Source organism: Neisseria arctica, assembly GCF_022870905.1.
Classification (GTDB): domain Bacteria; phylum Pseudomonadota; class Gammaproteobacteria; order Burkholderiales; family Neisseriaceae; genus Neisseria; species Neisseria arctica.
On record NZ_CP091510.1, the window covers coordinates 278923 to 294554 of the forward strand.

General features: G+C 47.1%; 15 protein-coding genes. 10 read left to right on the top strand and 5 right to left on the bottom strand.

What is annotated here, in order from left to right:
• The first annotated feature begins 189 nt into the window (after positions 1-189).
• From LVJ86_RS01210 to LVJ86_RS01225, 5 genes are all read left to right on the top strand, one after another.
• Complete coding sequence (locus tag LVJ86_RS01210) at positions 190-1761, top strand: TerC family protein (protein ID WP_047759996.1); 1572 nt, start codon at positions 190-192, stop codon at positions 1759-1761.
• Positions 1762-1856: 95 nt separating this feature from the next.
• Positions 1857-2393, top strand: a complete 537-nt coding sequence (locus LVJ86_RS01215; protein WP_152667020.1) for a hypothetical protein — start codon at positions 1857-1859, stop codon at positions 2391-2393.
• A 278-nt stretch (positions 2394-2671) separates the two neighbouring features.
• A complete protein-coding gene (locus LVJ86_RS01220; RefSeq protein WP_047759994.1) occupies positions 2672-4213 on the top strand; it encodes a BCCT family transporter in 1542 nt (513 codons plus the stop codon).
• The gene (locus LVJ86_RS11030) at positions 4213-4347 is read left to right on the top strand and encodes a hypothetical protein (protein ID WP_268776806.1); all 135 of its coding nucleotides are present in this window, start codon (positions 4213-4215) and stop codon (positions 4345-4347) included. The genes LVJ86_RS01220 and LVJ86_RS11030 overlap by 1 nt, the downstream gene beginning before the upstream one ends.
• Positions 4348-4390: 43 nt before the next feature.
• Positions 4391-6070: a choline/carnitine O-acyltransferase gene (locus LVJ86_RS01225; RefSeq protein ID WP_053008279.1), complete on the top strand. Its 1680-nt coding sequence runs from the start codon at positions 4391-4393 to the stop codon at positions 6068-6070.
• A gap of 166 nt (positions 6071-6236) precedes the next feature.
• On the opposite strand, the gene LVJ86_RS01230 is transcribed toward LVJ86_RS01225, so the two are convergent.
• The gene (locus LVJ86_RS01230) at positions 6237-6440 is read right to left on the bottom strand and encodes a glycine zipper 2TM domain-containing protein (RefSeq protein WP_047759992.1); all 204 of its coding nucleotides are present in this window, start codon (positions 6438-6440) and stop codon (positions 6237-6239) included.
• A gap of 163 nt (positions 6441-6603) precedes the next feature.
• Here LVJ86_RS01230 and LVJ86_RS01235 point away from each other — a divergent pair, with 163 nt between their 5' ends.
• Together LVJ86_RS01235 and LVJ86_RS01240 are read left to right on the top strand one after the other, a co-directional pair.
• Positions 6604-7050 carry a CopD family copper resistance protein gene (locus LVJ86_RS01235; protein ID WP_047759991.1) on the top strand — a complete coding sequence of 149 codons (447 nt, stop codon included), beginning with the start codon at positions 6604-6606 and terminating at the stop codon, positions 7048-7050.
• 228 nt (positions 7051-7278) lie between these two features.
• Positions 7279-8088 (top strand): helix-turn-helix domain-containing protein, encoded by an 810-nt coding sequence (locus tag LVJ86_RS01240; protein WP_053008278.1) that lies wholly within the window; start codon positions 7279-7281, stop codon positions 8086-8088.
• A 213-nt stretch (positions 8089-8301) separates the two neighbouring features.
• Here LVJ86_RS01240 and LVJ86_RS01245 read toward each other — a convergent pair whose 3' ends face one another.
• The 4 genes from LVJ86_RS01245 to LVJ86_RS01260 all read right to left on the bottom strand — a co-directional run bounded on the left by LVJ86_RS01245 (position 8302) and on the right by LVJ86_RS01260 (position 10334).
• Positions 8302-8994 carry an LrgB family protein gene (locus tag LVJ86_RS01245; protein ID WP_047759990.1) on the bottom strand — a complete coding sequence of 231 codons (693 nt, stop codon included), beginning with the start codon at positions 8992-8994 and terminating at the stop codon, positions 8302-8304.
• Complete coding sequence (locus LVJ86_RS01250; protein ID WP_047759989.1) at positions 8994-9332, bottom strand: CidA/LrgA family protein; 339 nt, start codon at positions 9330-9332, stop codon at positions 8994-8996. The genes LVJ86_RS01245 and LVJ86_RS01250 overlap by 1 nt, the downstream gene beginning before the upstream one ends.
• A 231-nt stretch (positions 9333-9563) precedes the next feature.
• Positions 9564-9776 (bottom strand): hypothetical protein, encoded by a 213-nt coding sequence (locus tag LVJ86_RS01255; RefSeq protein ID WP_047759988.1) that lies wholly within the window; start codon positions 9774-9776, stop codon positions 9564-9566.
• Positions 9777-9785: 9 nt separating this feature from the next.
• The gene (locus tag LVJ86_RS01260; RefSeq protein WP_047759987.1) at positions 9786-10334 is read right to left on the bottom strand and encodes a C40 family peptidase; all 549 of its coding nucleotides are present in this window, start codon (positions 10332-10334) and stop codon (positions 9786-9788) included.
• A gap of 233 nt (positions 10335-10567) precedes the next feature.
• Between LVJ86_RS01260 and LVJ86_RS01265 the strand changes: the two genes are divergently transcribed.
• The 3 genes from LVJ86_RS01265 (at position 10568) to LVJ86_RS01275 (ending at position 15624) form a co-directional block, all read left to right on the top strand.
• Positions 10568-12220: an ABC1 kinase family protein gene (locus LVJ86_RS01265; RefSeq protein WP_047760061.1), complete on the top strand. Its 1653-nt coding sequence runs from the start codon at positions 10568-10570 to the stop codon at positions 12218-12220.
• 142 nt (positions 12221-12362) lie between these two features.
• The gene (gene ppk1 / locus LVJ86_RS01270) at positions 12363-14420 is read left to right on the top strand and encodes a polyphosphate kinase 1 (RefSeq protein ID WP_047759986.1); all 2058 of its coding nucleotides are present in this window, start codon (positions 12363-12365) and stop codon (positions 14418-14420) included.
• A 421-nt stretch (positions 14421-14841) separates the two neighbouring features.
• The gene (locus LVJ86_RS01275; protein WP_161796035.1) at positions 14842-15624 is read left to right on the top strand and encodes an energy transducer TonB; all 783 of its coding nucleotides are present in this window, start codon (positions 14842-14844) and stop codon (positions 15622-15624) included.
• Positions 15625-15632: the final 8 nt, after the last annotated feature.

The window sequence follows — 15632 nt, forward strand, 5'->3', positions numbered from 1 at the left end:
CATCATTATTTAGGCATATACCCACACTATGAAAGACGCAGAGCAGAGCGGTTTATCAGAACCACTATTTGCATGGTGCGGTGTATGTATCAGAATCAGGCAGGCTGCTGAAGCAGCCTGCCTTTTATTGTGTTTGGCGTGCCGCATTGGATAAGGCCGCCTGAAACTTAATTGTAAGGATATCGGATAATGGATTTTAGTTGGCTTGCCGAACCGACTACTTGGATAGGTTTTGCTACTTTGCTGGTTTTGGAGGTGGTGCTCGGTATCGACAACCTGGTTTTCGTTGCGATTTTGGCGAATAAAGTGAAGCCTGCCTATCGTGACCGGGCGCGGGTGGTTGGCCTTTCGTTGGCCGTTGTGATGCGTATTGTGATGTTGGCATTTATGGCCAAAATTATGACGCTCACCCATCCGTGGTTTCACATCGGTGATTTCGCCGTGGCGGGTAAAGATTTGATTATGCTTTTCGGCGGCTTGTTTTTACTTTATAAGGCGACAACCGAATTACACGAGCGTTTGGAAGGACATAACCAATTCCATATTGCAGATAATAATAAAAAACACTCGCCTTTTATGGCGGTGGTGATGCAAATTTTGGTACTGGATGCCGTCTTCTCAATTGATTCCGTCATCACTGCCGTAGCGATGGTCGAGCACATCATTGTGGCGATGGCTGCGGTAGTGGTGGCAATGGGGGTGATGATTTGGGCGAGCAAACCGCTTACCGAGTTTGTAGACCGCCATCCTACGGTAGTGATGCTGTGCTTGGGCTTCTTGCTGATGATCGGTTTCAGCCTGATTGCCGAGGCTTTTCATATGCACATTCCTAAAGGCTATCTGTATGCAGCTATCGGATTCTCGATTCTTATTGAAATATTTAACCAAGTATCATTGAAAAACAGTAAGCGTAACGACTATATCGGCAGCTCATGGCGTCAACGTACGGCAGAAAATGTATTAGGTATGATGGGTATCCGCGAGGCTGTTTTGGCTAAGGCGGGCGATAATCACGAAGACGACACACATTTTGAAGAAAATGAAAAGTCGATGATCCACAGCGTGCTGACTTTGGCCGAACGCCCGATTTTAGGGGTGATGATTCCCCGTCGAGATATCGAACGCTTGGATATTTCACAAAGTAAAGAAGAGCAATACGCCCAGCTGCAAAACACCCCTTACAGCCGCCTGTTGGTTGTAGGCAAGGCCGGGGTAGACGAGCCTTTGGGCTACATCAATAAAAAAGATTTACTCACACAGCTGCTGGATAATGAAAGCGGTGAATTGAATATTCAGACGGCCTTGCGTCAACCGCTGATTTTGCCTGATAGCACGACCGCGCTAAATGCCATCGAACTCTTCCGTAAAAGCAGTGCTGATTATGCATTGGTGGTGGATGAATTCGGTGCGGTACTTGGTATGGTTACGATGAAGGATCTGCTGGAGGCGATTGCCGGTGAATTTCCTGAAGAATATGAGCGCGGAGATGCACCGATGATTGAAGCCGAAAGTGAAGCGCAAAGTTTTGTGGTTGACGGTAGTTTGGAATATGTCGAACTGGCGCGTCAAATTAATCTGCCGCCGCATGATGATGACGCTGATTACCACACAGTTGCCGGCCTGATGATGGAAGAGTTACAGAATATTCCTGAAGAAGGCGAGTCGGTCGTATTTCACGGTTGGCGTTTTGAAGTGGTTGAGAAAGCTGGCCAGCGGATTGAACGTGTGCGCATCAGCCCTGTAATAGAAAACGAAGATTAAATTGGTAACGGCATAATGTAATCGTCTTTAGACCTTATGTAATTTTTGCCCTCCTCCGTATCGTGTGGCGGATGGGCAATAATGGGAACCGTGTGATGATAAAAAAATCTTCGATACTTTGTTTGCTTGCTTCATCGCTCTTGTTAGTTGCCTGTCACCAACAAGAGCCAGCACAGCAAAATACTGAAACGGCTGCAAGCAGTGTCACAGTTAAGACGATGAACTCGGAAGTGGCGGCATCTCAGGTTTCTGCTTCGGAAACCGTTGCCGCATCTTCTGGACAAGATGCACTTGAGAACTACTCTTTAAGTGCCTTTACTGTTTTCGGCACTACGCCCAATCAGTGGCATTTTTTTGTGCAACCTAAAGAGGATGGTACGAATTTGTTACAGATGCTGGCAGAAGGCGGAGTAGTTAACGGGGAGTTCGAAGTTAGGCATTCCGTTGATGCGCGTGGCGTTCAATTCAGCGGTAAATATAATGGCGAAAATATAAATTTGAATATCAGCAGGGAGATTTGTGAAGACCCGCAGTCGGGCCAGAAATATGAATTCAAGGCCGTATTGGATTTTGGTGGTAAGTATTACCAAGGTTGTGCACTACGGGAAAGCATAGAACCTGCAAAAAATTAGCCCCGGTTTTGTTTATTTTGAGTGATTCATATGCCGTCTGAAAATATTTCAGACGGCATTTTGTTTTAAACCGGTATAAGCAGTGCTATGCATAGCATATGTGAATTGGTTTGGCTTGTAGGGTGATATAAATCCTGCAAGGGTAGGTTGGCTTGCTGAAAATAATCTTTAAAATTAAATTAATAGAAATGTAGATTTCTATTTAAAATCTATAAGTCTGAGTATGGCCGATTTGCGTTAAAATAAGTTAATACCATATGCTTAATCGGAGGTGGTTGATGAAAACACCAATCAAACAAGATACAAGCCTAAGGCCGAATTATTTTCTTTATACTTCGCTGATTGTCGGGTTGATGGCAGTCACCGCCCTTTGGAAGCCTACTTTGCTGACCGGTACGATTGTTGCCGTCAGCAATTTTTTTTATCAGAAGTTCGATTGGCTGATTATGTGGCTACCTCTGCTGGCTTTTGGCTTTGGCTTAGCTGTAGCACTGCCGGGAAAATTCGGCAACATCCGTTTGGGTGGACAGGATGCTAAACCCGAATACTCTTTTATTTCGTGGATGAATATGCTGTTTACGGCCGGTATCGGGGTGGGTATTGTGTTTTTCGGGCCGATTGAAGCATTGTGGCACTATTTTCAATCGCCTATCGGAGAGCAGGCAGCGGGATTGCCGGAATATCAGAAAGTAGGTAATGCCATGGGCTTGGCACTACATGTATGGGGTATCCCGGCTTGGTCTCTATATATGCTGGCAGGCTTGGTAATGGCTTATTTCCTATATCAGCACAAAACCGAATGTTCGCCTGCCGCACCTATTGAGTTTGCGTTCAAGCGTAAGAAATGGGCGGCACCTTTAGGTAAACTGATTGCCGGGGCGGCTGTGGTTTCGATTGCTTTTTCCGTGTCGTCGTCTATTGCGATGGCGGTCAGTCAGATTGCTTCGGGTATCAGTATCATTACCGGACGGGGAGCGGCTTCGATTTTAGAAAAAACTGTGTTGCTGACCGTGATGATTGCAATTTGCCTGTTTGCTACGGTATTGCCTATCCGTAAGGGAATGAAGGTATTGGGTGATACGACGGTAGCGCTTTCCGTATTGCTGCTGGTGTTTGTGTTTTTAACCGGCCCGACACATTATTTTGTCAGTGTAATCACGGTAACGGTGGGGCACATTATTACGCAAACTATCGGCCATTCTTTTGAGCTTTATCTTTTTCAGCCGCGGGATTGGATAGTATGGTATCCGATGGCGTATTGGGTTTGGTGGGTGACATGGGCGCCTTTTGTCGGTGTATTTTTAGCGCAGATTTCCAAAGGGCGTACTTTGCGGGAGTTTGTGTTGGCATCGGTTTTGGTGCCCTCGGGTTTTATTTTGGTGTGGTTTTGCACGTTTTCGGGATTCAGTCTGCTCGATACGGTTGAGGGCAGCGGGGTGTTGGCTGAAATCGCCAATAAGGGCGACTATGAAGGTACGTTTTATCATCTGTTGAATATGTTGCCTGCTGCTTTTGCCACGAAGCCTTTAACAGTAGTGCTGTTTTTGGGTTTCGTGATTACGACGGTCGTGAGCGCGGCTATTTCTCTCGGCGTAATGACCAGCACCGACGGGCGCAGTGAAAATAAGCGTCGCGCTATCGTTTGGTGTGTGTTCATGGGTATGATCAGTTATGCGGTGGTATTTACTGGCAAGATAGACGGTATCAAGGCTGTCGGTTCGTTTGCAGGTTTTCCGTTTGTTTTCGTATTTTATTTGTGGATGGCGGCCTTGTGGCGGCAGTTGCGCCGTGATACCGCCGCCAAACAAGGAGGCGCATAATGGGAAAAAATCCTTTTTATTTGGAACAGCCGCTGAGTGAAAACATCATTGAAACGGTTTTGATTACGTTGACCTTGTTGTTTTTGGCATATGTGGTGAAGCTTGCGCTGACAGATGATGAAAATGACGGCTAAACCCCCCCCCCAGTCTAATATGATTGATACAGGATACCCGAATATGACACCGAAGCTGCCGATTCCCGAATTAAAAGATACTTTGGCACGTTATCAAGAGTGGGTAAAACCACTTTTGGATGAGCAAACTTTTGAGCAAACGCAGCAGCAGATTGCTGATTTTGTTGAGAGAGAAGGAAGGCTCTTGCAAACAGATTTGCAGCAGTTTGCTTCCACTCTGTCGCACGGTAATTGGTTGATTGAAGCATGGCTGGAGGCTTATTTGAGCGAACGCCGTGCTTTGCCTCTGGCGAGTAATGTCGGTTTCGAATTAAACCGTAAAGGGGCATCTCTGGCTCAATGGGTGTATGCATTGAGCGCAGTTTGTGCCGATTGGAGGCATGGAAGAATCACAGTGCCGAAAAGTTTTTCGGGCGAACCCGTATGTATGGTGCAATGGAAAGTATTGCAAGGTAGCATGCGCACAGCGTGCGCCGAATGCGACGAATACCATTTTGCCGAAGACAGCCGTACCATAGGTATTTTGAAAAACGGTTTTTACTTCCGTCTGCCTGTTTTGGATGAAGAAGGCGAGGCATACCATCCCGATTATTTCAAAGCCGCGTTGCAAAGATTGGAAAGTTTTCAGACGGCCAATCCTTATCCGGTGGCGGTTCCGTCTTTTTTAGGCAGCAAACAGATGGCAGCGGTTTGCAACCGTTTGGCGGAGAATCCTGATAATGCACGGTTGCTTGACGATATCGGGCAGGATTTATTTCATGTAAGCCTGAATGATACGGGTAATAGCGATGCCGAACAAAATCTTGCGGCAGCTACTTTTCAGGCACAGCAGTCGGTATGGTGTTATAAGCCGATTACCCTGTGGCACAACCGTAGCGACGGTGGTTTAGTTCTACATTGCGAACATACTTGGCCCGATGGCGGGGCAATTATCGGTATTTTGCAGCATGCCCAAGGCTATTTGCAGCATACGGAAGGAAAGATGCCGTCTGAAATCGATCTGCAGCCGCAATCATGGCAGTTGCCGGGTGATTTGGCCGAGCTTTGGCCACAATGGCAACAGGCATATGCAAAGGTGGCCTCTACCTACGGTTGCCGTATTATCGAACCGGCTAAAATACCCTATCCGCGCAAAGGCATCAGCACGGATGCGTTGATGCAATTTGTGCTTCAATATGCGCAATTGGCTGTATTCGGGCAGGTTCGTAATACTTATGAAGCGGTAGACGTGAGCCATTTCCAAAGCGGCCGTACCGAATGCGTGCGCCCCGTATCTGAGGCTTCAGTTGCTTTTGTTGCCGCACTGCATCACAACGAAGCTTCTGCCGATTTGTTTCAGACGGCCTTGGCCGAACATAAAGCCCGCATTAAAGCCTGTAAAACCGGGCATGGGATCAACCGCCATTTGTTAGGTTTGAAACTGATGGCAGTCAAACGCGGTATGCGGCCTGAAATTTTTGAAGGTAAAGCTTATCAAACCATTACCGAAGATTTTTTCTCTACCTCGACCATCGGCGGTAACCAAACGGTTTGCCGTTTTGCATTTGCACCAACCAGCCGCTCCGGTTTCGGGGTCAACTACACCATAACAGATCATGGTTGGGAATTTGTGCTGTGTTATGAGCAAGAGCAGGAAAGCAAAGCCGAACTGTTGGCCGCAGCGATTGAGGATGGCTGCCGGCGTTTGGCAGACTGGATGGAAGGGCATATCCAAGCCGTCTGAAAAAGATAATAGGGATGCAGCCCGAATTTTTCAGGCAGTATTTTGTAACTTTGTGTGCAGTACGAACTGGTTGCGTATCGGTTTTCAGACGGCCTTTTCAGTTTAGGCAAATAAAAAAACCATAGGGTATGATAGTACCCTATGGTTTGTAGCAAACTCTTTCGGTTTAGCGAACTTGGCTACCGATAACGCCGCCCAATGCAGCACCGCCCAAAGTAGAGCCGGTATCACCACCGATCAGGTTGCCTGCCACACCGCCAATGACCGCACCGGTGGCGGCATTACGTTGGGTGGTCGACATATTTTGGCAAGCGCTCAAAGAAGCGGCCACGGCTACCAGAGCTAAAGTTTTGGTTACGATATTTTTCATTTGTGCTCCTATTGGAATAAGGACGGGTTAAATAAAATTAAATCGGTATAAGCTTGCCGATGCTTTGGCAGTATGGCATAAATTGGTCGGAATACGTATATTCAATTGCGTAAAGACGGTTAAACCTATGCTAAAGTTCCACTTCATTTGTTAGAGAGTCGCTATGTCTGCCTATGCCGTTGCCCACATTGTGCATTTATTTTGCGCCGTTATTTTTGTAGGCGGTGTTTTTTTCGAAGCTTTGGTTTTGTCGGTGCTGCATACCGACAAAGTTGGGCGTGAAGCACGGCGCGAGGTTGACAGAGCTTTATCGTATCGGGCGACGCGCGTGATGCCGTGGGTAGTCGGGCTACTTTTTATTTCGGGTTTGGCGATGGCGCACCGTTATGCAGCGGTATTGTCGTCTCCGTTCGGAAGTGCTTTTGCCGTTCAGCTGGCTTTGAAAATCCTGTTGGCCTTTAGCGTATTGATACATTTTATGATAGCTGTGGTTAAGATGCGGCGGGGTACGCTGACGGCAGCTTGGTCCAAATATATTCATATAGCCGTTTTACTACATATGATTGCCATTGTAGTTTTGGCTAAAACTATGTTTTATTTGGGCGGATAACAATATTTCTCGAATGGTTCCACTTTACCCTGTGATGAATGGGGTGCTTTAAATATAAAGATAAAATATTAATAAAGTAAAGTCGCGCTTAATCCGTATTTTGTATTGATGGCGGGCGTGAAATCAGTGTTCGGGGGCTGCGTCATAGCTCTAGGTTAAAGCTGATTATATTGATACGGATGAAGGTGGCTTTTAGAGATCTGCACATACATACAAGAAGGAAAATAGATGTCGGATTTATTAAAGCAACTTGGAGAAACCTTAAAGCAAAAGAGGTTGGTATTACAACCGGGTGATGTTGGCCTACCCCAGGTAGGAGGGCGTAGGAAAGGTTTGAGCCAACAGGAGGTAGCCGTATTGAGCGGCGTAACAACCCGTTGGCTGTCGCGTTTGGAGCAAGGCACCTTCAAGGCAACCGATACGGCTGCTTTGCGGCGGGTATTGCAAACGTTGTGTTTTGAAAAACAAGAGCAGGAAGTTTTGTTACGGCAAGCCGGTTGGCAACCTGAAAGCTGGCAAGACGTGCCAGAGCGACAGTTGGTGCCGTATTTGCAAAAAATGCTCGATGGTTTGGAACATCCGGCGTATGTAGTCGATTCTTTGTGGGAGCGGGTGTGTTGGAATAAAAGTGCCGCCCGTTTGTTTACCCATTGGTTGGGGAAACAGGTGCAATACACTAATTTTATTGACTATCTGCTGCTTGATCCGCACAGCCGCCTGTTTATCCAAAATTGGGAAAAATGTACTTCGCTGTGGGTAGGGCATTTTTTAGGTACTACCGAACAGTTTCAAAATGATGAACAGGTCGCCGCTTTTGTAGCTGAACGCCGCGCTCAAAGCCCGATGTTTGAAAAAATCTACCGACATTTTGTTGCCAAACGCCGGTACAAACCGAGTTTGGAGTATGTATTTCATACACCAAAAGGCAGCAAGCGTTTTATTCGTTTGGCTTTTCCCGTAGTCGATGCAGGGGGCTGGCAGATGATTGTGTGGTTACCGGTGGATAGTGATAACAGGTTAAACCCAGTAAATCGGTAGAGAGTATCAGAATCAGCTTATTATCAGTAGAGTGGTAAATAACCAGTTCTGTTTGCGAATAGGCAAGATATTTCAGCCTTCCCGTACAGTTTTGACGAATACTTTGAAGCAGTCATTTGTATATTCTTAAGGCATCAGTATTTTTAAATAATCAGGCCGTCTGAAAATTCAGACGGCCTGATTATTTAATTAATACATCATTTGGAAAATGATTTATACGCCCATTAACGGAATTAAAATCGGTACTAGAGCTGCCGTCAGTACGCCGTTAAAAATTAATCCCAAACTGGCATAGGCTGCAAATTTCCGGCTGCGTTCAAGAGAGGCGGCGATGCCCATAGCATGTGAGGCCGCGCCGATAGACATACCCTGTGATGTCGGTGTGCGGATGGTACTGGCACGCAATAGGCGGTAACCGATCATTTGCCCCATCATACCCGCTAAAATCACTGTGGCGGCAGTAATGGCAGGAATACCGCCTATGGTTCGGGTGATCTCGATGGCGATCGGGTTGGTTACGGATTTGGCAGCCAAAGAGAGTACGACTTCCCGTTCGGCGCCCATCCATTTGGCAATATAAACCCCGGTTACGATACCGGTTACACTGCCGGCTGTTTGGGAAATAATAATCGGCAACCATTGGCTGCGGATTTTTTTCCAGTTGATGTAGAGTGGAACAGCCAGCGAAACCACAGCCGGTTTCAGCCAAAAATCGATCATTTGGGCGGCTTCGTGATAGGTAGCGTAGTCGATTTTGAAAGCCAGCAGATAAAGAATCATCACGGTTGAGCTCAATACCACCGGGTTAAATAGAAAGCTGCCGGTGCGGGCGCGGATGATATTGGTTATCCAGTAAACGGTTACGGTTACAAAAAGCAGGGTGGCGGGATGGGCGAGCATTTCCATTACCAATACCTCCGTGCCAATTCATGCACTTTGCCGGTAACGAACAGCACCAAAAAAGTGCTGATGATCGTAGCGGTAAAAATAGATACGAAATCCCGCCCGACCACATCCAGATAACTCATCACCGCAACACAGGGCGGAACCAGAAACAGCGCCAGATTACCCATCAGCACATCTACGATTTGTTGCAGCCATGAAGCCTTAACCCATCCGGCCTGCAAGGCAGCAAATAAAAGCCCCATACCGATGATGCTGCCGGGCAAGGGAAGGCCGCTAAAGTGAATGAAGGCTTCTCCGAGTGCCAGAAACCCGAAAATAATACTGAGAGCCCGAATCATGTTTTTATCCTTGTTCGATGTGCTGGGAGCCTGTAGCTGTGTGTCGGCATACCGTATATGATCCTTATTGAAATGGTAAAGAATAATGTATCGTGCCGTAAGGTTAAACTATGTAAATGATAACGGCTAAGGGGCCGTCTGAAAAGACGTTTTATATTCAGACGGCCATAAAAAACGGAACACTGTCAAAAGGTTCCGTTATTATTAAAAGATACTGGGGTTCTAAATAATTTATTTGTAAGGGTTTTCGAGATTTTCAATCAGCCGGCAGAGGTAATTGCGCAATTGGGATTCATTACAGCCCATTAGGAGCGCATCTTCAAACGCATCTTGTGCGGTTTGGTAGAGTTCACTCATATTTTCCTGCATGACTTTGATTTTTTCGGTGCATGAAACGATTTGGCCGTTATCGTCATACCATTTCGGCATTTCGGGCATATTCATATTCACTCCTTATTGCAAAAAACGGGAAGGGTCGTTTTTCTTCACGCGTCGGGCCGTCACATAGCGGGCATTCCAGTATTTGTTGCTCATGCTGGTGATTTCGATACTTTTGCCCGTTCGCGGGGCGTGGATAAAGCGGTTGTTGCCGATATAAAGTCCTACATGTGAGATACGCCCGCCTACCGTGCTGAAAAAAACCATATCGCCCGGCTGTAAATCGCTACGGCTTACGGCTACGCCCATGCGTGCCTGTTCGGCGGAGGTGCGGGGCAGGTTGATTTGCATACTGCGGCGGAAAATGTGCTGCATAAAACCGCTACAGTCAAAACCCGTACTGGCCGAGGTGCCGCCGTAACGGTAGGCTACGCCTAATAACCCCATGGCGCTGCTGATCAGCTGGTCGGCATCGCTGCGGTTGCTACTTTGGGTATCGGTGGAGGCGGCCATTTGGCGGTTAATCAGATTTTCCAAGTCATCGGCATGGGCAGACGGTATGCCCGATATCAGCAGACAAACCACGGTTGAGAGAGTGGCCAAAAAATATTTCCAAAAATTCATGCATCAGTATTCCGTAATTTTCCGGCTGGCAGGAGCCGGCATCTGAAAATTCAGACGGCAGGTTTCGGGTATTTTGAAATATACGGTATTGTAGGCTAAGGTTTTGATATGAAAGCCATACCGATATTGTATATTTCAACAGACGGCAGATTTTCCCGTTGCGCCGTTTGGCGGTCTGCTTTGTGTTATGCTTAGGTTTTTATATTATTAGGCGCAACAATACAGCAAAAACCATGATGATTCCAACATTACTTGCTATGCGAGATTTTGCGCGTATGCGTGAAATTATCACCATACTCTCCAAACGCGGCTTGGGTGAGTTTGTGCAGCGCATCAAACTTTCCCATAAAGCCTTGGATGGAGAAGGCGAGGCTGCACCCGAAAGCCGTTATATGAGTACGCCGCGCCGTTTCCGTTTGGCTTTTGAAGAGCTGGGGCCGACATTTGTCAAACTCGGTCAGGTACTCTCTACCCGGGTAGACATTTTTGATGCCGAGTGGATCGAAGAGTTCGAGCAGCTGCAAAGCAATGTTGCCCCTATCAATAGTGATGATATCCGCGTCTTGGTGGAAAGCTATTTAGAGCGTCCGGTTGGCGAAGTATTCCGCCATATCGAGGCCCATCCGATAGGGAGCGCTTCGATTGCTCAAGTACACCGTGCCGAATTGTTAAATGGTGAAACGGTAGCCGTAAAGCTGAAACGCCCCGATATCGAGCGCACTATTCAGGCCGACTTGCGTATTTTAACTCATTTGGCCGGCCTTATCGAATCGGAAATACCGGAAACGCGCCGCTACCAACCTGTACAGATGGTTCAGTATTTTGCCCGTAGTTTGGCCAAAGAGACTGATTTGTCGGTAGAGCTGCGCTATATGCAGCGGTTTGAAACCACTTTTACAGGGCATCCCTTTATTCATATTCCCAAGGTTTATCAGGAGTATTCCAACCGACATATTTTGGTTCAAGAGTATATCGGCGATACCTTGCTCAAAAGCATGCCGTCTGAAAGTCTATCAGATGGTATGCGCCGCAAACTCGCCAACGGCATTACCGATACGCTGTTTACCATGATTTTGAAACAGGGTTTTTTCCATGCTGATCCGCATCCGGGTAATATTTTTGTCAGTCCTAACGGGCGTATCACCTTGATTGATTTCGGTTTGGTCGGCCATTTGAGCAGTACGCGCCGGCGTGAGATTATCGATTTGATTACGGCATTGACCCGTCGTGACCAGTTCACCATGCAGTATGTGCTGAGTAATTGGGCTGAAGGTGAGCTGCCCGATGAGAACCTGTTGGGGGCGGACGTTCTGGAAATGCTGCTAAACTACGAGCATACCCCGATGCGCGATTTGCGTATCAGCCAAGTGATTAACGACATTACCCAAATTATGCGCCAACACGGACTGACTCTGCCCGGAGATTTGGTAATGCTGTTTAAAACGCTGATTACCCTTGAGGGCGTAGTGAAGCGTTTGGACGGCAGTGCAGAGCTGCTTGAACAGGCCAAACCGATTGTAGCTGAAGTGTTTAAAGAGCGTGTTTCGCCCGAACACATGGCGCGTAAAAGCAAAATGCACCTGCAAACTTTATGGCAGGCGGCAGACGAATTGCCGCAAAACCTATTGCGCTTGAGCCGTCGCATACAAAAAGGACAGTTGGGCGTGAGCATCGAGTTGAAACGCTCCGAGCAAATAATGCATCAAATTGATAAGGCCACCAACCGCCTGACTATGGGTATAGTGACGGCGGCATTGATTATCGGCTCTTCTATTGTGATGAGTATCGATACCGGTTCGAAATTTATCGGTTTTGTAGGTTATTTGCTGGCATTTACCAACAGTCTTTGGATTATTTGGTCGATTTGGCGTTCGGGCAAACATTAGAAAAATAATAATATTTTGCTTGTTTGCAGCGAAACTGATCAAGCCGGCGGGATAAGGGAAGCAACCGCCTGCCGCTTTTATGAATCTTTAATCAAAACCAGTTATACTGGAAAGCTTAATCGAAAATCTTTAGGAGATGGATATGTCTGAAAACAGCCGTCTGTTGTGCCGCGAACTCAGTTTGTTGGCCTTTAACCGCCGCGTATTGGCACAAGCTCAAGATGCGCGGGTACCCCTGCTCGAACGTTTGCGTTTTTTATGTATCGTATCCTCTAATTTGGACGAGTTTTTCGAAGTGCGGATGGCATGGCTCAAGCGGCAGCACAAGCTCAATCCCGCCATGCGTTTGGCCAACGGTAAAACGCCGTCTGAAACCATTGCTGCGGTATCGGCCGAAGCGCACGCTATCATCAGCGAGCAATACGCTTTATTTAACGAAGAATTACAGCCGGCATTAAGCCGCGAAGGCATTCACTTTTACCGCCGCCGCAATTGGACGCCAGAACAGCGCGCTTGGATCGAAGATTATTTCAACCGCGAACTGTTGCCGATTCTTACCCCTATCGGCTTGGATCCGTCACATCCTTTTCCCCGCCCGCTCAACAAATCGCTGAATTTTGCCGTTGAATTAGACGGTAAAGATGCTTTCGGGCGTGCCTCGGGTATGGCGATTGTGCAGGCGCCGCGGATTCTTCCGCGCGTTTTGCAGCTGCCCGAAGAAATCTGTAACGGCGATAACGGCTTTGTATTTTTGTCTTCTATTCTTCATGAATATGTTTACCGCCTGTTCCCCGGCATGACGGTTAAGGGCTGCCACCAGTTCCGCCTGACACGCGACAGTGATTTGACGGTTGACGAAGAGGATTTGAAAAACCTTCGTACCGCCATTCAAAGCGAGTTGCACGACCGCCAATACGGCGATGGCGTGCGGCTTGAAGTCGCTGAAACCTGCCCGGCCCATATTTACGAATTCCTACTCAGTCATTTCAAACTTACTCAGGCCGAGCTTTATCAAGTGAAAGGCCCGGTCAACTTGGTAAGGTTGATGTCGGTTCCGGATATGGTGAACCGGCCGGATTTGAAATTCAGCCCCCGACGTGGCAGCGTGCCGAAGCGTTTACGTAAAGGCGATTCGGTTATTGATGCCGCCGCCCGTGGCGATATTCTGTTTCATCATCCCTATCAGTCGTTTGAACCTGTGGTGCAGTTTATCCGAGATGCTGCCCGTGATCCCGATGTAGTCGCCTTGAAAATGACGATTTACCGCACAGGTACCAATTCCGAATTGGCGCAAGCTTTGATGACTGCCGCTTTGGCAGGCAAACAGGTTACCGTTGTGGTGGAATTGATGGCGCGTTTTGACGAAGCCAATAATGTGAATTGGGCGCAGCAGCTTGAAAATGCGGGTGCTCATGTGGTGTACGGCGTATTCGGTTATAAAGTCCATGCAAAAATGGCTTTGGTGGTGCGGCGGGAAGACGGTGTATTGAAACGTTACGCTCACCTCGGCACGGGTAATTACCATCAGGGTACATCGCGGATTTATACTGATTTCGGTTTGATTACCGCTGATGAAGATATTACTGCCGATGTGAATACGTTGTTTATGGAAATTACCGGACTCGGCCAGCCCAACCGTTTGCACAAACTGTATCAAAGCCCGTTTACTTTACATAAAATGCTGTTGGAGAGAATCGAACAGGAAGCTGCAAATGCTAAAAACGGTTTGCCGGCGCGAGTTATTGCTAAGATGAACTCACTGATTGAACCGAATATTATCGAAGCACTGTATGCGGCCAGTGCGGCAGGGGTGCAAATTGATTTGATTGTACGCGGTATGTGCGCATTGCGTCCGGGCGTAGAAGGATTATCGGAAAATATCCGTGTACGCTCGATTATCGGCCGCCAGCTTGAGCATTCCCGCGTATTCTATTTTTATAACGGTGGGGCGGAAAACACTTATATCTCTAGTGCCGATTGGATGGGCCGCAATTTCTACCGCCGTATCGAAACCTGTACCCCCATAGAAGCTCCAGAGTTGAAAGCACGGGTAATCCGTGAAGGTTTGACTTTGGCGTTGGAGGATAATCAGCAAGCATGGTTGATGCAGCCGGACGGCTCATATATCCGTGCACCTTTCGCTGAAGGGGATGTTGCGGTGAGCTTACAAAATGATTTGTGGGAGGAATACGGGCAGTAGCAGTTTGTAAAACAATTGGTATTTTTACTTTCCAAACAAAAAAGGCTGTCTGAATTTTCAGACGGCCTTTTTTGTGATCTTGATTGGTTGTTGTGTCGTTTTACGCACGGCAGATAGGCTTTGGTTAATCGTACGAAACAGAATTTCAGCTGAAAGTTTTATATGCGCAGGCATTAGTCTTATTGGTGAAATACAAAATATTTCTGATAGGGTGGGGAATATTTTTAAAACTTGAATACGGTATAGGTATGTGTCATCAGCAGATCAAGATATTTTGTCTGAAATTTAGTGTGAGTAAGAGCAGGCTGTCAGTATTTTTCAGTTTTTTTATAAATTAATTGCAAATAGAAACAATTTGCATTAATATATTTTTATTATGAGAAATGAAGTTGTTTTTAATATTTATATTGTTGGGGCAGTTATGTTGATACATGCTGTTTTGGCAATGTTGCTATGGCGTCAGCACAGCCCTGTCCGTATAGCTACGGGGCACAGTATTCAGTTTGTCGATCTCGGCGGCCTTGGAGTACCTGTGGGAGGAGGTGCGATACACAAAGATAAAGGGTCGAGTATTCAAACAAACAAGCCGGTTGAAAAAAGTATAGTGAAGAAAAGTAAGGCTGCCGCAGTACATTCCCCGCAGCCTAAACCGCAAGTGAAAGCTGTAATAACGGATAAACCGGCAACAGATATTTCTCCAACCAAGCAGCCGAAGGCAGTTGAAAAAATAACGGCCAAGCAGACGCATCGGCAGGTTGCCAAAGAAACTTCGGCTGAGTCCGTAACGGCGCGGCAAGAAGCAAATACTGTTTCTTCCGCAATAGTCGAAGGTTCTGCTGTTGTTGGTAATAAAAGCGGTAGTGGAAAGAGTACCGATGGCGAAGGGCATGGTATGGGAAATGGTAGTAAAGCGGGAAGCGGTGAAGGTATGGGAGCAGGATCGAGTGCTGCCAATCCATTAAAGGCAAAAGGTTCGATTCCAACTCCGCCTTATCCTGATCTGGCAAGGGAAAACGGTGAATACGGTACGGTTGTTTTGTCTGTTTTGGTTGCACCTGATGGTAAAGTATCTGATGTGAAGGTTGTGAAAAGCAGCAGATCTAGAATATTGGATAATGCCGCCCGCCGTGCAGCGCAAAAAGGTAGTTTTCAGCCTCGCGGATGGACGCTTTATACGATACCCGTATCTTTTAAGTTGGATTAAGGCTTGGC